We start from the raw sequence: 20,118 nt of genomic DNA, 5'->3' as shown, positions 1-20,118 counted from the left end.
CGCGAGCGGGCCCGGACAGACCGTTCCTAAAGACTGAGCGGGAGTGAGTCCTGATGCCAGAACCCATGCTCAGCCGCGCGCCCCGAACGGTGTTGGGCATGCTGGTCGCCCGCGTTCGCTCCGCTGCCGGGCGGCACGGATCTCGTCCGTGGTCCGGGAAGGCGGGGGCGGGGTCCCTCACGCCGTCGGGTCTCCGGTCGGGCCTGGGCGGTCCGATGCCCAACACGATCGCTCTGGTCGTGCGGGGGCGGTGCCGTCCGTCGCCGGATCGGGTGTCCGAGGGCGCGTCGCCCGATCGCGATGCTGGCCGCATCGTGCCGGGAAACCTTGCGGTTGCTGGCGGTCATGGGCTGCTGCCAGTGCTGGGCGCCCCACCGGGAGGTATAGGCCGGGTCGACCGCGACGATCGCGATGTCCTGCTCGGCGGCCATCGCCACCAGCCGCGCCGTCAGCTTCGCGGTGGGGAAGCGGGAGATCAGGCGGCGGAAGCGTTTGTTGCGGCCGTACCTCTCCCGGCACCGGCCGTCATTGAAGTCCAGGTCCTCGATCGCGATCGCCCCTGCCCCGGTGGCGCGGGTGTGGTGCAGCAGCCGGGTCAAGGCATGCCGGATCTGGGCATCTCGATGCTGGACGCTCCCCGACAGGTCGTAGAAGAAGCGGTGGGGTTCACCGACCGGGTTGCCGTGGATGTCCAGGCGCCAGGCGGCCAGGTGGTCGTCGTTCATGTCGACGGCGACCACGCCTCGGGAAAGCGCCGCTTCCAGCGGCAGGATCGGGGCGGGGGCGCGCTGCCAGGAGGCGGTCACATACCAGCGGCCGCGGATCACATCGTGGTGGATGCGGTAGGCCACCGCCCGGTTCGCGGTGATGCGGTCCCGCCACTCCTGGCCCCGGTGCGTGAACGCGACGGTCACGTCCAGCACATACCGGCCGTGCGGTGCGTTGGCCAGACGGGCCAGTGTGGCGGGGAGTTTGATCGAGAGCTGTCCGGTGGCGGTGATGCGAATCGTCTCGTTGCCCAGATGTTTGCCGGACTCGCCGTCGGCGGCCAGGAACATCCGCGCCGCTCGCCACCGCTCCCGCCACGCCTGCTCGCTCAGTCCGGCCTGGTCCAGGTGGTGGCGCAGGTGCGCGAGTTTCTTCCCGCCACGTGTCACCCGCACGCGGCCCGCCGCCCAGTCCTCCCCCAGCCTGGCCAGCCGGGCCCGCAGCGCGTGCAGGCGCCGGGACTTGGCATGCCACTCGACCCGTAAGCCGTAGCCGCGCGGCAGCCCTTCCCGCTTGTCCGCCTTCGCCCCCAGCGGACGCGCCAGCCGCGCCTCGATCGACGCGATCTGCTTGCGCAGCCACGCCATCTCAGCGGCGTGCCCGCGCCGGGCCAAGGCCCACTGGTCATGGGTGGCCTTGGTGATACTGCCCGCCCACCGCGCCGACGAGACGGCGGTCAACTCCCGCTTGCGCACCGCCCAGGTCTGACTGCGGTGCTCCAGGCCCTGCCGGGAACGCACCGCGAGATCACCCGCGGCCAGGGCGCCGAGGAACACCCCCACCTCGGCCAGTACCGCCGCATCGCTCTCCGACACGCGTAACCGGGCCCGGATGGCCACCCCCGTTGGGCCGGGCACCACGAACGGCGCCGCCACCTCTCGCACCCCACCCAACCCCGTCACCCCCAGTCGGCATCGAAGCATCGCTTGCTCCGTCCAACGACTTCCACCCGCGAAGGTCACGCATTCGACAGACGCACTTTCGTTCCGTCCCGGCCGCCAGGCGTCAGCACTCACTCAGGCTTGCGGAAGCGCACTCGTACACGGGCAAACGGCAGCGGGTCCGAACCTTGGCCGTCCGGACCCGCTCTCCCGTTGGGATCCCCCGATCCCGTTTCCCCGTTTTACCCCGTTTCCCCCATTTTCTCGTTTCCCCCGTTTTCCCCATTCGCCCCGGCGCTCCCCCGAGCACCGGCCCCCGTTTTCCCCTGCCCTCAGGCGACGAGTTCGCCGAAGGACTCTTCCTCGTCACGGCCGAAGCTGAGGCTGTCGTCCTCGCGCATCCGGCGCAGTGAACGCCAGATGCTGCTCTTGACCGTTCCGACACTTATGTTGAGTATGTCCGCGATCTCCGGATCCGTCCGGCCCTCGTAGTACCGCAGGACCAGCATCGTGCGCTGGAGTTCGGGGAGCCGGGCCAGGGCCTGCCAGAGGACGGCGCGCAGTTCGGTGCCGCGCATCGCGTCCTGGTCGCCGACCGTCTCCGGCAGCTCCTCCGTCGGGTACTCGCTGAGCTTGCGCCGGCGCCAGGCGCTGATGTGCAGGTTGGTCATGGTGCGGCGCAGGTAGCCGCCGACCGCGGCCTTGTCGCTGATCCGGTCCCAGGCCCGGTAGGTCGAGAACAGCGCGCTCTGGAGCAGGTCCTCGGCCTCGAACCGGTCGCCGGTCAGGTGGTAGGCGGTTGCGTACAGGGAGGCGCGGCGCTCCTGGACGTACGCGGTGAATTCCGCTTCCGCCCCGCTCTGCGTGCGCCGCTCCCCCTCTGCCTCCCTGTACGAGCTGCCCCCGTGGTCCCCCCCGGGACCCCCGTTCCCCCCGGGGCCCTCCCCGGCCCCCGAGTTCGCGTCAATGGCCACCATGTACGGCGGCCGCTGACGCCCGGTGCCGCGAGCGCACCCCCGCCCGCTCACGGCACCGGACTTCTCCGCGCTCCGGCCGGCGTCGTGGAGACGCGTGCGAATGACTGCGCTGTTGTGGGTGTAGTGCAGTGTGCTCATGTCGCGCCCCCCGTCGGTGGAGCCTGCTCGGTCGTCTGCTGGCTGCCCGGCCGCTCGTTCCGGCCGGTGCACAGAAGACTCTGCCGAACCAGTTTCATGGCGCTGTCTGCCGACTGTCACAGGCTCGTCACAGGCGATCAAGCTGGTGAAGACCCGACGGTCGAACTACAGGCCCCTTGTAGGCCAGAATGACCAACGTGCCTTTCCTGTTGCTGATCGAGGACGACGACGCCATCCGCACGGCGCTGGAACTCTCCCTGTCCCGCCAGGGCCACCGTGTGGCGACCGCGGCGACGGGTGAGGACGGTCTGAAGCTGCTGCGCGAGCAGCGGCCGGATCTGATCGTGCTGGATGTGATGCTGCCCGGGATCGACGGCTTCGAGGTGTGCCGCCGTATCCGCCGCACCGACCAGTTGCCGATCATTCTGCTGACGGCCCGCAACGACGACATCGACGTGGTCGTGGGGCTGGAGTCGGGCGCGGACGACTATGTGGTGAAGCCCGTGCAGGGGCGGGTGCTGGACGCCCGTATCCGCGCGGTGCTGCGCCGCGGTGAACGGGAGGCGAACGACGCGGCGTCCTTCGGCAGCCTGGTGATCGACCGGGCCGCCATGACGGTGACCAAGAACGGCGAGGATCTCCAGCTCACCCCCACCGAGCTGCGGCTTCTGCTGGAGCTGAGCCGGCGGCCTGGGCAGGCGCTGTCGCGGCAGCAGCTGCTGCGGCTGGTGTGGGAACACGACTATCTGGGTGACTCCCGGCTGGTGGACGCGTGCGTTCAGCGGCTGCGCGCCAAGGTGGAGGACGTGCCGTCGTCGCCGACGCTGATCCGCACGGTGCGTGGGGTCGGGTACCGGTTGGACGCTCCGGCGTGAGGGGCGCGGGTGCGCACGGGTGGGGCGGAGACGTACGGAATTGAGCGGTGTGAGCGAGGAGCCCGGCCGGGCCCGGGGTTGGGCCGCGGGGATTCTGCGGTGGCTCAGCCTGAGGCTGCGGCTGATGCTGGTCTTCGGCCTGGTGGCGCTGGCGGCGGCGGTGTCCGCGTCGGCGATCGCGTACTGGCTGAACCGTGACGCGGTGCTGACGCGCACCCAGGGACGCGGCGCTGGACGAGTTCCGCAAGGCGCTGAAGGACGACACCGATCCGCTGCCGGTCACGCCGACCTGTCCTGAGCTTCAGGACGCGGCGGACCGCATGGCGGACAACACGCAGAAGTACGAGGTGCTGCTGGTCACCCGGGGCGGCAGCGGCTGTACGGCGGCCTCCGCGCCGGATCTGTTCACCACGAAGGCGGTGCCGGGGGTGCTGCGGCGCGCGGTGGACGAGCGGCGCGCCGCCGAGGGGTCGCAGGCCGCCCCGTACCACCTCTACTGGCAGCGGATCACGCTGGACGGCACCCCGTACCTGGTGGGCGGGGCGAAGGTGAACGGCGGCGGGCCGACCGGCTACATGCTCAAGTCCCTGGACACCGAGCGCCAGGACCTGAACTCGCTCGCCTGGTCGCTGGGCATCGCCACCGCCCTGGCGCTGGTCGGCTCCGCGCTGCTCGCGCAGGCGGCCGCGGCCACCGTGCTGCGGCCGGTGCAGCGGCTGGGCGAGGCGGCGAACTTGGCTGGGCGAGGGGCATCTCGACACCCGGCTCCAGGTCTCAGGCTCGGACGAGCTGGCCAATCTGTCGCACACCTTCAACCGGGCCGCGGAGCGGCTCCAGAAGCGGGTGGCGGAGCTGAGCGCGCGGGAGGCGTCCAGTCGGCGCTTCGTCGCGGACATGTCGCATGAGCTGCGGACCCCGCTCACCGCGATCACGGCGGTCACCGAGGTGCTGGAGGAGGAGGCCGACGCGCTCGACCCGATGATCGCCCCGGCGGTGCAGCTGGTGGTCAGCGAGACCCGGCGGCTGAACGACCTGGTGGAGAACCTGATGGAGGTGACCCGCTTCGACGCGGGCACCGCCCGGCTGGTGCTCGACGACGTCGATGTCGCTGACCAGGTGACGGCGTGCATCGACGCGCGCGCCTGGCTGGACGCGGTGGAGCTGGACGCGGCACGCGGGATCGTGGCCCGGCTGGATCCGCGGCGGCTGGACGTCATCCTGGCGAACCTGATCGGGAACGCGCTCAAGCACGGCGGCTCCCCCGTACGGGTGTCCGTACTGCCCGAGGGCGAGGATCTGCTGATCAAGGTGCGGGACCACGGTCCTGGCATCCCGGAGGACGTGCTGCCGCATGTCTTCGACCGCTTCTACAAGGCGAGCGCCTCCCGGCCCCGCTCGGAGGGCAGCGGTCTGGGGCTGTCGATCGCGATGGAGAACGCGCACATCCACGGCGGTGACATCAGCGCCGCGAACTCGCCGGAGGGCGGGGCCGTCTTCACGCTGCGGCTGCCCATGGATGCCTCGCGCCTCGCCTCGATCGAGGACCGGAAGGTCAAGGAGCGCAACGGCGAGCCCGGCAAGGACGACGAAGGTGCCGAGGGCGGCCGTAGATACGAAGGGGGCGCGCCATGAGCCCGCGAGCGACCCGGCGGCCCGCCGCCCTGCTGCTGACCGTCGTGGTCGCGCTGCTGGCGGCCGGGTGCGGCATACGCGGCACCTCGGTGCCGGTGGACGCCGGGGCCGCGCCCTCGCGCGCGTCGTGCCGGGCGCCGGATACGGGGCGGGCCGCCGAGGGGGCGGGCCGGGTGTCCGTACGGATCTATCTGCTGTGCACCTCGCGGATCCTGTCGGTGAACCGGAACGCGCAGCTGTCGGAGCGGAAGGCGCCGATCGAGCGGGTGGAGGCGGCCCGGGCGCTGCTGGATCAGCTGCGGCAGCCGCCCTCGGCGTCCGAGTCCTCGGCCGGGTTCTCCACCGCGGTGGAGGAGTGGGTCACGGTCGGCGGTCCGGCGAAGGGTGACCCGGACGGGGCGCTGCGGCTGAACCGGCCGCCGGAGGAGCTGCCGCCGTACGCGCTCGCGCAGATCATCTGCACCTTCGCGGGCTCGGCGGCGGCGGACGAGGAGCACAAGGTGGTGCTCGGCGGCCCGGACAGCGACCGGGACCCGCTGAAGCGGTACGAGTGCACCGAGGAGATGCGGAACCGTCCGGAGGTCGCGGTGAACTCCGGGGTGCTGGTGTCCTGACGGGACGCGGGTGCGCCGGAGTCCTGATGGGGCGCTGGCGTCCTGACCGGCGGACTGACCGATTCCCTGTGGTTCGCCGCCCGTTCCCGGGCCGTTTCCCGTGACGATCCAGTAACCGACCAGTCGGTAACCCGTTACTGACCAGCGCGGTGCGCGCGGAACCGCGAGCCCGGCCGGTTGCGTCCTGGGATACGTGCAGGGTCGTTTCGGCCGTCGGGCCGCCTTCCGCTACCGCGCCGCGGGTTTCGCTCTCCTCGTCGCCCACCTTGCGTTCGTCTGCTGGCTGACCCTGCGCCCGCTGACCGTGCCGTGGGTGACGGCCGAGACCCTCGAACCGCTGGGCGCCATCCGCGCCGATCTGGCGCTCACCCCGTGGGCCGCGGCCCGTTCGATCGGCGGGGGGCTGCTGCTGCTCGCGCCGCTGGGGGTGCTGCTGCCGCTGGCCGGGGGGCGGGTGGACGCGTACCCGTTCGCCTCGTTCGTGCGGACGACCTTCACCGGGGCGATGACGGCCATGGCGATCGCCCTGCTGCGCAGCGAGGTGACCGGCCAGATCGTGAGCGTGGACGCGCTGCTGCTGAACACCCTCGGGGTCGCGCTCGCGCATCTGCTGGTGGTGCCCGCCGTACGGACCCTGGTCCGCCGCCGGGCCGACCGGGTCGGGGGCGCCGCCCTCCCCCGGGAGGAGAGCGGCCGGACGATGACCCCGACGATGACCAGGGTCGGCCTCGCCCCCTGGAGCGACGCCTCCTCCGGCTCGCGGACCTAGCGTAAAGGTACGAGCTCGGGCAACACGGCCCGGGACGGTACGAATCCGATACGCCGAGGAGCCGCCATCATGGCCGCCGCACTGGTACGCCCCCGCAACGAGAAGATGATCGCCGGTGTCTGCGCCGGGCTGGCCCGCCGGTTCGGGACGACCCCGACCACGATGCGGGTGATCTTCCTGGCCTCCTGTCTGCTGCCGGGCCCGCAGTTCCTGCTCTACATCGCGCTGTGGATCCTCCTACCGGCGGAGGAGTCCTACCGCGAGGCCTGGTGACGGCAGTCCGCCGGTGACGACACGGCCGGGCCGCACACCCGAGGCGGGTGTGCGGCCCGGCCGGGCGCCGGACGGAGGATCAGCCCAGTCGCATGAGGTTGCTGGTCGGCAGGTTCTTGAGCCCGCCGAGCCCACCGAGGTTGCCCAGCAGGCCCTGCGGCTCCGGCTGGCTGGGCCGGCCGGCGGCGGGGCCGCTGCCGGGCTTGCCGGGGACCGCCTTGCCGGGGACCGACGCTTGCGGGGCGGAGGCCCCGGCGCCCTGGCCGCCGGGGACGGCGGAGGTGGCATGGCCGTGGGGGCCGGGGGTGCCGGCCGCGGACGCGACGCCGCCTCCGGCCACGAGGGCGGCAGCACCGAGGGCCATCACGCCGAGGGTCTTGAGGGTTCCCTGCTTCATCAGAAATCTGTCCTTGCAGACGGGGGTCTTGACCGATACGGAAACGTAGCCCTGGCTTTCGGACGCCCGCAAACAGGGAAAGGCGGTCACCGAAGGGCCGCCGAACCCTTTCCCCGACCTTTTCTTCCGTCCGTACGATCAGCTGCCCTCGACCGTAGAATCCCTGGTCACAGCGGTGACCGTGCCCACCTGCCGGAACAGCCATTCGGACTTCAATTCAGCATACCCAGGCTTGATCACGTCATTGATCATCGCCAGACGTTCACCGAAAGGAATGAAGGCCGACTTCATCGCATTAACGGTGAACCACTGCATGTCGTCCAGCGTGTACTGGAACGTCGAGACCAGGTGCTGGAATTCGACGCTCATGCTCGTACCGCTCATCAGACGATTATCCGTATTCACGGTCGCCCGGAAATGCAGGCGGCGCAGCAGCCCGATGGGGTGGTCCGCGTACGACGTGGCCGCGCCCGTCTGGAGGTTGGAGGTCGGGCACAGCTCCAGCGGGATGCGCTTGTCCCGGACGTACGAGGCGAGGCGGCCCAGCGTGATGGAGCCGTCGTCGGCGATCTTGATGTCGTCGATGATGCGCACCCCGTGGCCCAGCCGGTCGGCGCCGCACCACTGGAGCGCCTGCCAGATGGAGGGCAGCCCGAACGCCTCGCCCGCGTGGATCGTGAAGTGGTTGTTCTCCCGCTTCAGGTATTCGAAGGCGTCCAGGTGGCGGGTGGGCGGGAAGCCCGCTTCTGCGCCCGCGATGTCGAAGCCGACGACGCCGAGGTCGCGGTAGCGGTTGGCGAGTTCGGCGATCTCCAGGGCGCGGGCGGCGTGGCGCATCGCGGTGAGGAGGGCGCCGACGCGGATCCGGTGGCCGTTCTCCCGGGCCCGCCGCTCACCCTCGCGGAAGCCGTCGTTCACCGCCTCGACGACCTCCTCCAGGGTGAGCCCCTGGGTGAGGTGCTGCTCGGGGGCGTAGCGGATCTCGGCGTAGACGACGCCGTCCTCGGCCAGGTCCTCGACGCATTCGGCGGCGACCCGGACCAGCGCGTCCCGGGTCTGCATGACGGCGCAGGTGTGGGCGAACGTCTCCAGGTACCGCTCCAGCGAGCCGGAGTCGGCCGCCTCGCGGAACCAGAGGCCGAGCTTGTCCGGTTCGCTCTCCGGCAGCGCCTCGTACCCGGTCTCCCGGGCGAGGTCGATGATCGTGCCGGGGCGCAGCCCACCGTCGAGGTGGTCGTGCAGCAGCACCTTGGGGGCACGGCGGATCTGTTCGGGGGTGGGCTGGTGGGTGTGCTCGCTCGTCATCTGCGCACCATAGCCCCTACGCGCGTAGACCGTCGCGGATAGATACGGAACAGTGACCCGCACGGGTAGTGGACTCCACCCGCCGTTCTGCGATCGTTTTGCCATGGCTCAGCAAGCGTTGCCCGAACGGGGCGCCCGGCTGGGGCGGCCGATGGGCGCGGCCGCCTCGCGGAGGACCGTGCACGGTGTGGTGTTGCTGCTTCCGGGCGGTGATCCGGACGGCGGCACCCGGCGGCCCACCCGGATGTCCCCCGCGCCCGTGCTGCCGCTGGCCCGGCGGCTGGTCCGGGCGGGCCAGGAGGAGGGGCTGGCCGCCCATGTCGTCCACTACCGGTGCCGCGGCTGGAACGGGCCCGACGCGGCCGCCGCCGCCGACGCCGAATGGGCCACCCAGGAGGTCGTACGGCGCTACGGCGACGTACCCGTGTGCCTCGCGGGCCACGGCATGGGCGCCCGCGCCGCGCTGCGCGCCGCCGGGCATCCCGCCGTCGCCTCGGTGGTGGCCCTGGCGCCCTGGCTCCCGGAGCCGGACGCGCTGGAGCCCGAACCGGTCAAGCACCTGGTGGGACGGCAGGTGCTGATCGCCCACGGCACGAACGACGAGCGCGTGGACCCCGAGCTGTCGTACCGGTTCGCCGAACGGGCCAAGAAGGTCAACCGCGATGTGTGCCGCTTCGAGGTGCACACCGACGGGCACGGGATGCACCAGCACCGCTCCGAGGTCCAGGCGCTGGCCATCGACTTCCTCCTCGGCTCCCTCTTCGCCACCGGCTACTCCCGCCCGGTGGCCGACGCCCTGGCCGCGCCGCCCCCGCTGGGCCTGCGCATGCCGCTGGCCGCGGGCTTCGGCTCGACGCTGCGGCGCTGAGCCGCCGTACGGCCTGAGTTGCGGTGGCCCGTCAGCGGCGTGACGGTGGATGAGGGGGCGCCCGCGAGGCGAGCGCGACACGACCGTGGGACGACCGCCTCGAAGTGGGCGATGGCACCGCGCCGGTACGCGGCGGACCGCCCCGACAGCCTTGGCGCCCGACACTCCGCGCATCGGCGCGCGCCCCCAAACAGCACGGGGGAAGCGCACAGAAGCGGAGAATCCCCATGACGAACGGATCCATGGGCAGGCCGCCCAATGGCGAACATCCCGAGCGGGCCGACGTGCCGCTCATGCCCCACGCCACCGAGTACACCGGCCGGTATGTGGTGCTGCTCGACCAGCGGGAGACGGAACGCGGACTGGACGCGCTGCGCTCGTCCGCGGGGATAGCGTCCGTCGAACGCGTCCGCGGGACCGAGCCCGCCGGCGCCGCCGAGCTGCTCCAACGCCCCGATGTCTCGGTGCTGTTCGACGAACTCGGCGCCGCCGTCGTCGAAGTGCAGCCCGACCAGCGGCACACGCTGGTGACCACGGCAGAGACCGAGCCCACCATCATCGCGGCCGAGCCCGAACGGTTGGTGTACGCCTCGGTGATCACCGAGCCGCAGCGGACGCTGACCGGGTTCTTCCCGACCTACCGCAGCGACGAGGACGAGGTCGACCGGCACACCCGGGCCGAGCTCGCCTCCTCGCTGGGCCCGGCCTGGGACGAGCAGAGCACCACCTGGGGACAGCAGGCGATCCGGGCCAACCTCTCGCATCTGACCGGGCGCGGGGTGAAGGTCGCCGTCCTGGACACCGGGGTGGACACCGGCCATCCGGACCTGGCCGGATGTCTTGAGCTGACGGCCTCGTTCGTGCCGGGCGAGAGCGTGGAGGACGGCCACGGCCACGGTACGCACTGCATCGGCACCGTCGCCGGTCCCGCCAAACCCGAGCACGCGCCCCGCTACGGCGTGGCGGGCGAGGCGAGGATCCTCGCCGGCAAGGTGCTGGGCACCCGCGGCACCGGCAGCGACGGCCAGATCCTGGCGGGTATGGCCTGGGCCGTCGCCAACGGCGCACGGGTGATCTCGATGTCGCTCGGCGCCCAGGTCATGCCGGGAGAGCTCTTCCCGCAGACGTACGAGAACGTGGCCCGGCGCGCGCTCCAGCGCGGGACGGTCATCATCGCCGCGGCGGGCAACGAGAGCGACCGGCCAGGGTTCGTAGCCCCCGTCGGACGCCCCGCCAACTGCCCGTCGGTGCTGGCGGTCGCAGCCGTCGACAAGGACCTGTCGACGGCGTTCTTCTCGTGCGGCGCCATCAACGGCCCAGGCGGCGAGATCAACCTCGCGGCGCCCGGCGTCGGTGTGTTCTCGGCCGCCCCGGGCGGCAAGTACCAGTCGCTGCGCGGCACCAGCATGGCCTGTCCGCACGCCGCCGGTGTCCTCGCGCTGATCGCCCAGGCGGCGCCGGAGGCGACGGGGGAGGGGCTTCGGTCCCGGCTGCTCTCCGGGGCGTACCCGCTGCCGCAGCCCGCCGCGGATGTCGGCGCGGGCCTGCTCCAGGCGCCGTGACGGGCCCCGGGCACGAGGGACCGGTCGGGGTGATCGTCTCGGTCGACCCCGACCGGTTCGCGGAGGTCGTACGGGCCGCCCGCGCGGCCGGTCTCGCGGTCACCGGCGAACAGCCCCTGCTCGGCTCGCTGTCCGGCACCATCGCCGAGGACCGCATCCCGGTGCTGGAGGCGGTGGACGGGGTGGAGGCCGTCGACCGGGAGCGCATCGTCGGCATTCCGCCGCCGGATGCGCCGTTGCAGTGAGCGGCCTGGCCCTCTGTCGGGGACGGAGGGTCAGGCCCCCGGGCGGGTCGTGTGGCGGAGCGCGGATTCCAGCCGGTCGCGGGCCTCGGTCTGGGCGGCGATCCGTTCGTTGAGGACCGCCAGCCGTTCCCACGCGACGCGCAGGCCCTTGTCCGACGGCGGTGCGGCGGCCACATCGCCGTCCAGGCAGGGCAGGAACACCTGGACGTCGTCGAGGGTGAGTCCGGCGGCCAGCAGATGGCGGATGTTGCGGACCCGGATTACGGCCCGTTCGCCGTAGACGCGGTAGCCGTTGGGGGCCCGCTCGGAGGAGATCAGCCCGGCCTGTTCGTAGTGCCGCAGCGCACGCGGGGTCGTCCCGGTCGCCTTCGCCAACTCGCCGATCCTCACCCGTGCCACCTCCGGGGCCACACCTATCACGCCACGACCGCTCCGCCATCGACCGGGAGCACGACTCCGGTGGTGAACGACGCCTCGGGTGAGGCGAGTTGGGTGATGGCCCGGGCCACCTCCTCGGGCCGTCCTATACGGCCCAGCGGGGTGTGGGCCAGCTGCCATTCCCGCACCGCGGCCCTCCGTTCCGGTGTCAGGCCCTGGTGTTCGCCGATCGGGGTCTCGATCGCGCCGGGGGCGACCGCGACCACGCGGATGCCGCGGGGTGCCAGTTCGACCGCCCAGCTGCGGGTGAGCAGTTCCAGCGCGGTCTTGGTCGCCGCGTAGACCGAACTGCCGGGCCAGGCCCGCTGCCCCACCGAGGTGCTCACGTTGACGATCACCCCGCCGGCCGCCTCCAGCAGGGGCAGCGCGGCCTGGGCCAGCAGGATGGGGGCGATCAGGTTGGTGGCGATCTGCGGGTCGATCATCTCCGGTGTGAGGGCGCCGAGGGCGCCGCCGCGCACGATGCCCGCGTTGTTGACCAGCACGTCCAGCCGGCCGTGCGCCTCCCGCGCGGTGCGGACGATGCGCTCGGGCCCTCCCTCGGCGGTGATGTCCGCGGTCAGCGGGGTGATCCGCGGGTGACCGGCGGCGGTCTCGTGGAGCGGTTCGGCCCGCCGTCCGACGGCGAGCACCTGGGCGCCCCCGGCGGCGAAGGCCCGGGCGGTGGCACGGCCGATCCCCGTCCCGGCCCCGGTGACGACGGCGATCCTGCGGCTCTGCGGTGCGGTGCTGGTGTCCATGCCGTGATCGTCCGACCCTGCCGCCAGCGGCAAGGTCAAGCGGCGCCCACTGCGTCTCGTCCGAAGTGCCTACTCGTCCGACAGCGTCAGGTCCGGCACCCGCCAGGCGGCGATCAGGAAGGCCAGCAGGATCACGGCGGCGCCGGTGAGGAACACGATCCGCAGGGAGCTGACGTAGCCCTCCAGGAAGGGCTGGGCGACCCGGGGGTCGAGGGTGTGCAGGAACGCGGAGTCCTCCAGGTTGACCTTGCCGCCGGGGCCGACGGCCGCCTTCAGGGCCTCCGCGTTCGCGGGCTGTTCGGCGAGCTTGCGGTACGAGGGCTGCTGGAGCGCCTCGGTGAAGCGGTCGCCGATCCGTGTCCCCGCGAACGAGAAGAGGATGGAGACGAAGGCGGCGGCGCCCACCGTGCCGCCGTTGGAGCGGAAGAAGTTGACCCCCGCGGTCGCGGCGCCCATGTCCTTCCGGGGCACCTCGCTCTGGGCGAGGGTGGTGAGCGTCTGCATGGCCGCGCCCAGTCCGGCGCCCATGAACACCATGCCGAGGGAGACGTGCCACATCGGGCTGTCCACGCCCAGCGTCGCGTAGACGACCATGGCGGCCGCGAACGAGCCGACGCCCGTCACCAGGTAGACCTTGAACCGGCCCGTCTTGGCGATCAGCCGGCCGACGACCAGCGTGACCGTCAGGTTCGCCGCGACGGTCGGCAGCGTGGCCAGACCGGCCCCGATCGGGCTCATGCCCTTGACCAGCTGGAGATACAGCGGCAGCGTCGTCATCGCGCCGAACATGCCGATGCCGACGATGAAGTGCAGCGTCGTGCCGAGCCGGAACGACGTGATGCGGAACATCCGCGGCGGCAGCAGCGCCGCGTCCCCCATCCGCCGCTCCACCAGCACGAACCCGGCCAGGCCCAGCACCCCGATCGCGTACATGGCCAGCGACAGCGGCGCGCCCCAGCCCCAGCTGCGGCCCTGTTCGGCCACGGTGAGCAGCGGGACCAGACCGACGGCGAGGGCGGCCGCGCCGCCGTAGTCGAGGCGGTGCCGCACCGGGCGGTGCGGGACCAGGTGCAGCACCCGCAGGATCACGGTGATGGCCAGGATCGCCAGCGGCACGTTGATCAGGAAGATCCAGCGCCAGCCGTCGATCCCCAGCAGGACACCGCGTCCGGCGAACGCGCCGCCGATGAGCGGCCCGACGATGCTCGATCCGCCGAACACCGCCATGAAGTAGCCCTGGTAGCGGCCGCGTTCCCGGGGCGAGGTGATGTCGGCGACGATCGTCATGGCGAGCGACATCAGCCCGCCGCCGCCCAGGCCCTGCACCGCCCGGAAGGCCGCCAGCTCGTACATCGAGGTGGCGATCCCGCACAGCAGCGAGCCGAGGGTGAACAGCACGATCGCGGCCAGGTAGACCGGGCGGCGGCCGTGGATGTCGGAGAGCTTGCCGTACAGCGGGGTCGCGATGGTGGCGGTGATCAGGTAGGCCGTGGTCACCCAGGCCTGGGCGGTGAGGCCGTGGAGGTCGTCCGCGATGGTGCGCAGTGCGGACGACACCACGGTCCCGTCGAGCGCCCCCAGGAACATCCCGAGCACCAGACCCGACATGACGGTGGTGATCTGGCGGTGGGTGAGCCGTACGGGCGGGCCGTCCGCGTCGGGGCCCGCGCCCCGCTCGGTCGTGTCGGAGGTGGTCACGAGGAGGTCCGTCTCTTCCCGGGGGTCGCGTCGTGGCGTTCGGCGTACGGGGCAGGGTTATCCGGCGAGCTTCTCCAGGTCGCCGACGGCGGTCTCGATGCCCGGCGTGGCCAGCATCGCCAGCCGTGCCGTACGGGCCCGGGCGGTGATGGCGTCGTCGGCGAGGACCTCCCGGCAGACGGCGGCGATGCCCTCGGGGGTGGTGTCGGTGACGTGGCGGCCGAGGCCCAGCTCCTCCACCCGGCGCGCGTTGGCGTGCTGGTCGCCGAACTGCGGCAGGACGGCCAGCGGGGTGGCGGTGCGCAGCGACTCACGGATGCTGTTGAAGCCGCCGTGGGTGAGGAACACGTCGACGGATTCCAGCAGGATGGGCTGCGGCAGCCGCTCGGTGACGTGCACGTTCGACGGCAGGCTGTCGGTGTCCAGCGGGACGCCCGACGTGGTGAGGACGACGGTGCACTCCTCCAGCCGCGACACGGCGTCGGCGATGGTGCGCAGCGTGGCCGTGGGGTCCGGGAACCCGGGGGGCAGCTCCGGTCCTCCTTCGGCGGCGTCCATCAGCTCCAGCATCTTCGGCATCGCGGTGCCGATGGCGGCGTACACCAGGGGCCGGTCGGTGGGGAGTTCGGCGACCCAGCGCGGCAGGACGGAGGCCCGCTCGACGTCCACGGTCTGCCGGTACGAGAACGTCGGCGGCAGGTTCCGGGCGAAGGTCAGCTCCGGCGGCACGCAGTCGACGCGCCCGTACGGCGCGATGGACAGCGGGTCGTCGTGGGTGGGCAGTCCCACTTCCTCGCGGCTGGCGTTGAGGTACGGCAGCACATCGGCGGGGTCGAGGATGTTGACGGCGCCGGAGGGGGTGGGCAGATGGGGTATGCCCAGCCGCTCGGCGATCAGGCAGGCGCCCATGTCCATGCCGTCGCGCAGGATGAGGTCGGGCTGGAACTCCTTCGCCGTCGGGAAGACGGCCTCCAGGGAGATCTTCGCCCCGGTGCCCGCCATGCCGCGGAACATCAGCCGTCCCAAAAAAAAAATGCAGCGCGGCCGTGTCGCCCTCCGGCAGGTCGGCCATGGCGTCGGCGCGCTCCTGCATCCGGGCGCGGGGGTCGAGGTCGGGCATGACGGTGGTCACGCGGCCCTCCCTCGTCCTGGAAGACCGGTGCCAGGCCGGGGTTGGTGACCACCAGCACCTCGTGTCCGGCCGCGGCGAGCGCGCGGAGCAGGGGGAGCTGGGCGCGCCCGTGGGAGGCGCTGCCGGTTGTGGTGCACAGGACCCGCATGGGGGTGAACCTTTCTGTTCGGTCGGTTCGGTGACGTAGCCGGGCTGCGTCGCGTACGGCGTCGGGGCGTCCCGTACGGCGCCGGAGCGTCCCGTACGGCGCCGGAGCGTCGCGTACGGCTCAGCCGCGCGGCGCCAGGGCGGGCGTGCGGCCGACGCCGTACCACCGCAGCCCGGCCCGCTCCAGCCGGACCGGGTCGAGGAGGTTGCGGAAGTCGTGGACGGTGGGGGTGGCGAGCCGCCCGGCGATGGCCTCCCAGTCGAGGTCCCGCAGCTGCGGCCACTCGGTGAGGACGACGCACGCGTCCGCTCCGGCCGCCGCGTCCAGCGGGTCGTCCACGACCGTGAGCAGATCGCTGAGGTCGGGGCGGCGGATGCCCTCCAGCGCCGGGTCGTAGGCGAGGAGTTCGGCACCGCGCTCCTTCAGGAGCCGGGCGATGGCCAGGGCCGGTGAGTCGCGCAGGTCGGAGGTGCCCGCCTTGAAGGTCAGGCCGAGCAGGGCGAGCCGTACGCCGTGCAGCGAGCCGTCCGCGGCCGCGGACTCGGCGACGATGCGCTCGACCAGCCGGTGCTGGTGCTCGACGTTGGTCTCGATGGTGGCCCGCAGCAGCGGGAAGTCCACCCCGGCCTCCTGGCAGATCGTCAGCAGGGCGTGGGTGTCCTTGGGCAGGCAGGAGCCGCCCCAGCCGGGGCCGGGCCGCAGGAACGCGGGGCCGATGCGGGGGTCGTGGCCGATGCCGTCGGTGACGTCGCCGATGTCGGCGCCGAAGTGTTCGCAGAGGGTGGCCAGGTTGTTGGCGAAGGACAGCTTCATGGCCAGGAAGAAGTTGGCCGCGTACTTGGCCAGTTCGGCGCTGGCGGCGTCGGTCAGCACGACGGGCGCGTCGAGCGTGCCGTACAGGTCGGCCACGCGCTGCCCGGCCTCCCGGTCAGCGGCGCCGATGACGATGCGGTCCGGGTGCATGAAGTCGTGCACGGCCCGGCCCTCGCGGAGGAATTCCGGATTGCTCACCACCGTCACGTCCGGGCGGCCGAGCAGGTCCGCGACGCGCTCCGCGGTGCCGACGGGCACGGTGGACTTGTTGACGACCACGCTGTTCTGCGGCAGGACGGTGCGGATCTCCCCGGCCACCGTCTCGACGGCGGCCAGGTCGGCGGCGCCGCCGGCGCCCATGGGCGTGGGCAGGCACAGGAACACGACGTCGGCTTCGGCCACGGCGGCCGCGGTGTCCTGGGTGAACTCCAGGTGGCCGGTGGCCACGCTGTCCCGTACGAGGTCCGGCAGGCCGGGTTCGAGGATGTCGACCTCGGCCCGCCGCAGCCGCTGGACCTTCTGGGAGTCGGCGTCCGCGCACACCACGTGGTGGCCCAGGGACGCCAGGCAGGCGCCGGTGGTCAGTCCGACATAGCCGGTTCCGATCACGGCGACACGTCGTTCAGACACAGTTGATCTCCCAACCCCTAAGTCATCGATCGTTGACTTATCGATCATCGTGCAGGCGCGTCCGACGGAAAGTCAACAAGCGCTGACAACGATCGGTGACTTTGAGACAGTCGGCAGAGCCTGGAGGATGGGCGACCGGCGACGGGCCGTACTGCGCGAGGAGTTTTGGGTGAACGAACCAGCGAACGACCGGACTTCGGGGGCCTCTGCCGCACCCGCCGCCACGCCCGCTTGCCCGCCCGCGCGCAAGCGCAGCGCCGAGCGGACGCGCACCGCCCTGATGTCCGCCGCCGCCTTCCGTTTCGGCCGGTACGGCTACGACGGCACCAGCGTGCGCGACATCGCCGGGGACGTCGGCGTGGACGCCGCGCTCGTCTACCGGTACTTCGGCTCAAAGGAGGCGCTGTTCGACACGGTGTCGAGCAACCGCAAGGTGTTCGAGCCGCTGCTCGACGTGCCCCTGGACTGCGTCGCGGACTGGTTCAGCGCCCTGATCGCCGGGGAGCCCAAGGACGCCGACTTCCCCCACCCCGTGCTCACCGTGCTCCGCTCCTCCAGCCGCGACGAGGCCATCGGACGGTTTCGCGAGGAACTGACCGACCTGTTCACCGAGCGGTTCGCCGCCCGCCTGACGGGTCCGCACGCCGAGGTGCGGGCCGAGCTGCTGGTGGCGTGGGTGCTCGGCACCAGCCTGATGCGCGGCACCATCCAGTCCCCCGCGCTGGCCTCGGCGGAGAACCAGGACGTCTTCGAGCAGTTCCTGCGGGCCGGGATCGACGTCCTGATCAGCCCGGACGCCGCGAACTTCAGCCGGGAGAACACCGGTCGGGAGAACACCGGCTGCGAGGACGCCGACCGGGAGAACCTCAGTCGAGAAGCTGACCGCGACGGCTCAGCAGAAACCGCTTGAAGGCGGCCACCGGAGGCGTGTCGGGGTGGCCGTCCAGCCAGGCCACGCCGATCTCACGGACCGCGCGCGGCGCCGTGACCGTCAGCTCCGCGACCCCCGGGCGGGGCACGGCGGGCGGCGGCAGCAGCGCCACGCCGAGCCCCGCGGCGACCAGCCCGCGCAGCGTCTCCGCCTCCTCCCCCTCGAAGGCGATCTTCGGGGTGAAGCCCGCCTCCGCGCACAGGGCGTCGGTGATCCGGCGCAGCCCGTACCCCGGCTCCAGCGTCACGAACAGCTCCGTCGCCGCCTCGGCGAGCCGGACCCGGCGGCGCCCGGCCAGCCGGTGGTCGTCCGGCACCACCAGCCGCAGCCGCTGTTCGTCCAGGCGGCGGGCGACCAGGTCGGGGGCGTCGGGGACGGGTGAGGTCAGACACAGGTCGAGGCCGCCCGCCCGCATCCGCTCGATCATCGCCTGGCCGTAGTTCTGGACCAGCTGGAAGCGGACCCGGGGGTGGGAGGCGCGGAAGCCGCGGATCAGGCCGGGTACGGTCTCCGAGCCCAGCGTGTGCAGAAAGCCGAACGCGATGCGGCCCGCCGCCGGGTCCGCGTCGGCCCGTACGGACTCGGCGGCCCGGTCCACCTCGGCCAGCGCCCGTTCCACCGAGCGCAGGAACGTACCCCCGGCCGGGGTGAGCGCCACCGTACGGCCGCGGCGGGCGAACAGCGCCACGCCCAGGTCCTCCTCCAGCCGCACCATCGCCCGGCTGAGCGTCGACTGGGGCACCCCCAGCTCCTGGGCGGCGCGGGTGACGTGCTCGTGGCGGGCGACCGCGGCGAACTGCGCGAGGCGGGGCGTCAGGGCCGCGGCCCAGGACTCACCCTCGACCTCGACTGTCACCGGAATGTCGTTTTCGTTGCGGATGCGTGACATAAACGGTCCTGACCTTTGCTGATGCTGCACTGGATTGATTATCGCGATTTCGTGCATTGGACGCATCAAACCCCGAGTCCTTACCTTCGAAGCATGCCTCCCGCTGATACCGGGGCGTCCACCCACAGCCGCGTGGACGCCTCCGCACCGCCCGTCTCTTCTGCTCCCGAGCGCATGGCCCCCGGCCGCCCCGGCTACATCCGGATGAGACTCGCGCTCTTCACGGCCGGACTCGCGACCTTCGCCCTGCTCTATTCGACCCAGGCGCTGCTCCCCGCGATCTCCGACGATCTCCACGTCCAGGCCGACCAGGCCAGCTGGAGCGTCTCGGCGGCCACCCTGGCGCTGGCGCTGATGGTCGTCCCGCTGAGCGCCCTGTCCGAGCGGTTCGGCCGCCGCACGATGATGACCGTCTCGCTGACGGTCGCGGTGGCGGTCGCGCTGGTCGTGCCGTACGCCCCCGATCTGGGCTGGCTGATCGCACTGCGCGCCGTCCAGGGCGCGGCGATCGCCGGAATTCCGGCCTCCGCGATGGCGTACCTCTCCGAGGAGGTCGAACCGCGGGCGCTGGTCGGCGCGATCGGGCTGTTCGTGGCGGGCAACAGCGTCGGCGGCATGAGCGGCCGCCTCATCACCGGCTGGGTCGCCGACGACTACGGCTGGCGGATGGGCCTCGCGGCGGTCGGCGTCATGGCGCTGGTGTGCGGGATCGCCTTCCGGCTGCTGATCCCCAAGGCCCGGAACTTCTCCCCCGCCGCGGTCAGCCCGCGGGCCCTGGCCCGCACCGTGACCCGGCACCTGTCCGACCCGCTGCTGTGCCGCCTGTACGCCATCGGCGCGCTCTTCATGACCGTCTTCGGCGGCGTCTACACGGTGATCGGCTACCGGCTGGTGGACGAGCCCTTCGGGCTCTCGCAGAGCATGATCGGCTCGATCTTCCTGATCTACCTGGTCGGCACGGTCTCCTCCGCCGCCACCGGCAAGCTGGTCGGCCGCCTCGGCCGGCGCGGCGCCCTGTACGTCGCGGTCTCCATGACCACCGCCGGTCTCCTGCTGAGCCTGGCCGACTCGCTGGCGCTCGTCCTGCTGGGCCTGGTCCTGATCACCGCGGGCTTCTTCGCGGGCCACGCCGCCGCCTCCTCGGCGGTCAGCCGCACCGCGAAGACGGGCCGCGCCCAGGCCGCCGCGCTCTACCAGACCGCGTACTACACCGGCAGCAGCGCGGGCGGCACGCTCGGCGCCATGGCCTTCCACACGGGCGGCTGGACCGGCACCGTCGCCCTCGGCCTGCTGGCCGTCGTCGGCGCCACGGCCATCACCCTGTACGGGACGCGCAAGGCCCGGGTCGAACGCCGGATGGCTCCCGCCCCGGCCCACGCGTAACACCCCCCTCAG

General features: G+C 72.1%; 19 protein-coding genes and 1 pseudogene. 10 read left to right on the top strand and 10 right to left on the bottom strand.

Translation table 11 applies throughout. The annotated features are described in order from the left end of the window. Positions 1-26: 26 nt before the first annotated feature. On the bottom strand, positions 27-1,691 hold the full coding sequence (locus SSOG_RS26130; protein WP_009717261.1) for a transposase: 1,665 nt from the start codon (positions 1,689-1,691) through the stop codon (positions 27-29). A 290-nt stretch (positions 1,692-1,981) separates the two neighbouring features. Then, positions 1,982-2,764 (bottom strand): SigE family RNA polymerase sigma factor, encoded by a 783-nt coding sequence (locus SSOG_RS26125; protein ID WP_009717260.1) that lies wholly within the window; start codon positions 2,762-2,764, stop codon positions 1,982-1,984. Between the two features lie 197 nt (positions 2,765-2,961). Between SSOG_RS26125 and afsQ1 the strand changes: the two genes are divergently transcribed. From afsQ1 to SSOG_RS26100, 5 genes and pseudogenes are all read left to right on the top strand, one after another. Further along, entirely contained in the window at positions 2,962-3,639 is a 678-nt protein-coding gene (afsQ1, locus tag SSOG_RS26120) for a two-component system response regulator AfsQ1 (protein ID WP_009717259.1), read from the top strand. A gap of 124 nt (positions 3,640-3,763) precedes the next feature. After that, positions 3,764-5,271: pseudogene (locus SSOG_RS58525) on the top strand (sensor histidine kinase). Then, positions 5,268-5,885, top strand: coding sequence for a hypothetical protein (locus SSOG_RS26110; RefSeq protein WP_009717257.1), 618 nt, complete (start codon positions 5,268-5,270; stop codon positions 5,883-5,885). Before SSOG_RS58525 ends, SSOG_RS26110 begins: the two are co-directional and overlap by 4 nt. A gap of 193 nt (positions 5,886-6,078) precedes the next feature. Then, a complete protein-coding gene (locus SSOG_RS26105; protein ID WP_009717256.1) occupies positions 6,079-6,654 on the top strand; it encodes a VanZ family protein in 576 nt (191 codons plus the stop codon). A gap of 69 nt (positions 6,655-6,723) precedes the next feature. Continuing rightward, on the top strand, positions 6,724-6,927 hold the full coding sequence (locus SSOG_RS26100; protein WP_009717255.1) for a PspC domain-containing protein: 204 nt from the start codon (positions 6,724-6,726) through the stop codon (positions 6,925-6,927). A gap of 79 nt (positions 6,928-7,006) precedes the next feature. Here the strand turns inward: SSOG_RS26100 and SSOG_RS26095 are convergent, their stop codons facing one another. Then, positions 7,007-7,324 (bottom strand): hypothetical protein, encoded by a 318-nt coding sequence (locus SSOG_RS26095; RefSeq protein WP_039938728.1) that lies wholly within the window; start codon positions 7,322-7,324, stop codon positions 7,007-7,009. A 138-nt stretch (positions 7,325-7,462) separates the two neighbouring features. Next, entirely contained in the window at positions 7,463-8,629 is a 1,167-nt protein-coding gene (locus tag SSOG_RS26090) for an adenosine deaminase (RefSeq protein ID WP_009717253.1), read from the bottom strand. Between the two features lie 103 nt (positions 8,630-8,732). On the opposite strand from SSOG_RS26090, the gene SSOG_RS26085 reads away from it, so the two are divergent. From SSOG_RS26085 to SSOG_RS26075, 3 genes are all read left to right on the top strand, one after another. Next, complete coding sequence (locus SSOG_RS26085) at positions 8,733-9,497, top strand: alpha/beta hydrolase (protein WP_009717252.1); 765 nt, start codon at positions 8,733-8,735, stop codon at positions 9,495-9,497. Between the two features lie 227 nt (positions 9,498-9,724). Beyond that, positions 9,725-11,059 carry a S8 family peptidase gene (locus SSOG_RS26080; protein ID WP_106516462.1) on the top strand — a complete coding sequence of 445 codons (1,335 nt, stop codon included), beginning with the start codon at positions 9,725-9,727 and terminating at the stop codon, positions 11,057-11,059. Between the two features lie 29 nt (positions 11,060-11,088). Beyond that, positions 11,089-11,304 (top strand): hypothetical protein, encoded by a 216-nt coding sequence (locus tag SSOG_RS26075; protein WP_245606377.1) that lies wholly within the window; start codon positions 11,089-11,091, stop codon positions 11,302-11,304. Positions 11,305-11,334: 30 nt separating this feature from the next. Here the strand turns inward: SSOG_RS26075 and SSOG_RS26070 are convergent, their stop codons facing one another. The 5 genes from SSOG_RS26070 to SSOG_RS26050 all read right to left on the bottom strand — a co-directional run bounded on the left by SSOG_RS26070 (position 11,335) and on the right by SSOG_RS26050 (position 16,903). Next, positions 11,335-11,694, bottom strand: a complete 360-nt coding sequence (locus tag SSOG_RS26070) for a MerR family transcriptional regulator (RefSeq protein WP_208867378.1) — start codon at positions 11,692-11,694, stop codon at positions 11,335-11,337. Positions 11,695-11,720: 26 nt separating this feature from the next. After that, positions 11,721-12,482 carry an SDR family NAD(P)-dependent oxidoreductase gene (locus tag SSOG_RS26065; RefSeq protein WP_009717248.1) on the bottom strand — a complete coding sequence of 254 codons (762 nt, stop codon included), beginning with the start codon at positions 12,480-12,482 and terminating at the stop codon, positions 11,721-11,723. Positions 12,483-12,551: 69 nt separating this feature from the next. Next, the gene (locus SSOG_RS26060) at positions 12,552-14,180 is read right to left on the bottom strand and encodes an MDR family MFS transporter (protein ID WP_009717247.1); all 1,629 of its coding nucleotides are present in this window, start codon (positions 14,178-14,180) and stop codon (positions 12,552-12,554) included. Between the two features lie 57 nt (positions 14,181-14,237). Next, on the bottom strand, positions 14,238-15,182 hold the full coding sequence (locus tag SSOG_RS26055; protein ID WP_245606376.1) for a glycosyltransferase: 945 nt from the start codon (positions 15,180-15,182) through the stop codon (positions 14,238-14,240). A gap of 398 nt (positions 15,183-15,580) precedes the next feature. Continuing rightward, on the bottom strand, positions 15,581-16,903 hold the full coding sequence (locus tag SSOG_RS26050) for a UDP-glucose dehydrogenase family protein (RefSeq protein ID WP_106516461.1): 1,323 nt from the start codon (positions 16,901-16,903) through the stop codon (positions 15,581-15,583). A gap of 169 nt (positions 16,904-17,072) precedes the next feature. Here SSOG_RS26050 and SSOG_RS26045 point away from each other — a divergent pair, with 169 nt between their 5' ends. Further along, positions 17,073-17,813: a TetR/AcrR family transcriptional regulator gene (locus SSOG_RS26045; RefSeq protein ID WP_245606375.1), complete on the top strand. Its 741-nt coding sequence runs from the start codon at positions 17,073-17,075 to the stop codon at positions 17,811-17,813. Here the strand turns inward: SSOG_RS26045 and SSOG_RS26040 are convergent. After that, a complete protein-coding gene (locus SSOG_RS26040) occupies positions 17,770-18,723 on the bottom strand; it encodes a LysR family transcriptional regulator (protein WP_009717243.1) in 954 nt (317 codons plus the stop codon). The genes SSOG_RS26045 and SSOG_RS26040 overlap by 44 nt on opposite strands. A 93-nt stretch (positions 18,724-18,816) precedes the next feature. Here SSOG_RS26040 and SSOG_RS26035 point away from each other — a divergent pair, with 93 nt between their 5' ends. Continuing rightward, a complete protein-coding gene (locus tag SSOG_RS26035; protein ID WP_009717242.1) occupies positions 18,817-20,106 on the top strand; it encodes an MFS transporter in 1,290 nt (429 codons plus the stop codon). Positions 20,107-20,118: the final 12 nt, after the last annotated feature.

The sequence above is a fragment of the Streptomyces himastatinicus ATCC 53653 genome (genome assembly GCF_000158915.1).
Lineage (GTDB): Bacteria > Actinomycetota > Actinomycetes > Streptomycetales > Streptomycetaceae > Streptomyces > Streptomyces himastatinicus.
This window is presented reverse-complemented; position numbering and strand designations above follow the sequence as displayed.

Excerpts from the sequence above, each read along its gene's own strand:
- SSOG_RS26130 (WP_009717261.1), bottom strand. The coding sequence starts at position 1,691 with ATGCTTCGATGCCGACTGGGGGTGACGGGGTTGGGTGGGGTGCGAGAG.
- SSOG_RS26125 (WP_009717260.1), bottom strand. The coding sequence starts at position 2,764 with ATGAGCACACTGCACTACACCCACAACAGCGCAGTCATTCGCACGCGT.
- SSOG_RS26110 (WP_009717257.1), top strand. The coding sequence starts at position 5,268 with ATGAGCCCGCGAGCGACCCGGCGGCCCGCCGCCCTGCTGCTGACCGTC.
- SSOG_RS26100 (WP_009717255.1), top strand. The coding sequence starts at position 6,724 with ATGGCCGCCGCACTGGTACGCCCCCGCAACGAGAAGATGATCGCCGGT.
- SSOG_RS26095 (WP_039938728.1), bottom strand. The coding sequence starts at position 7,324 with ATGAAGCAGGGAACCCTCAAGACCCTCGGCGTGATGGCCCTCGGTGCT.
- SSOG_RS26090 (WP_009717253.1), bottom strand. The coding sequence starts at position 8,629 with ATGACGAGCGAGCACACCCACCAGCCCACCCCCGAACAGATCCGCCGT.
- SSOG_RS26085 (WP_009717252.1), top strand. The coding sequence starts at position 8,733 with ATGGCTCAGCAAGCGTTGCCCGAACGGGGCGCCCGGCTGGGGCGGCCG.
- SSOG_RS26080 (WP_106516462.1), top strand. The coding sequence starts at position 9,725 with ATGACGAACGGATCCATGGGCAGGCCGCCCAATGGCGAACATCCCGAG.
- SSOG_RS26065 (WP_009717248.1), bottom strand. The coding sequence starts at position 12,482 with ATGGACACCAGCACCGCACCGCAGAGCCGCAGGATCGCCGTCGTCACC.
- SSOG_RS26055 (WP_245606376.1), bottom strand. The coding sequence starts at position 15,182 with ATGGCGGGCACCGGGGCGAAGATCTCCCTGGAGGCCGTCTTCCCGACG.
- SSOG_RS26040 (WP_009717243.1), bottom strand. The coding sequence starts at position 18,723 with ATGTCACGCATCCGCAACGAAAACGACATTCCGGTGACAGTCGAGGTC.
- SSOG_RS26035 (WP_009717242.1), top strand. The coding sequence starts at position 18,817 with ATGCCTCCCGCTGATACCGGGGCGTCCACCCACAGCCGCGTGGACGCC.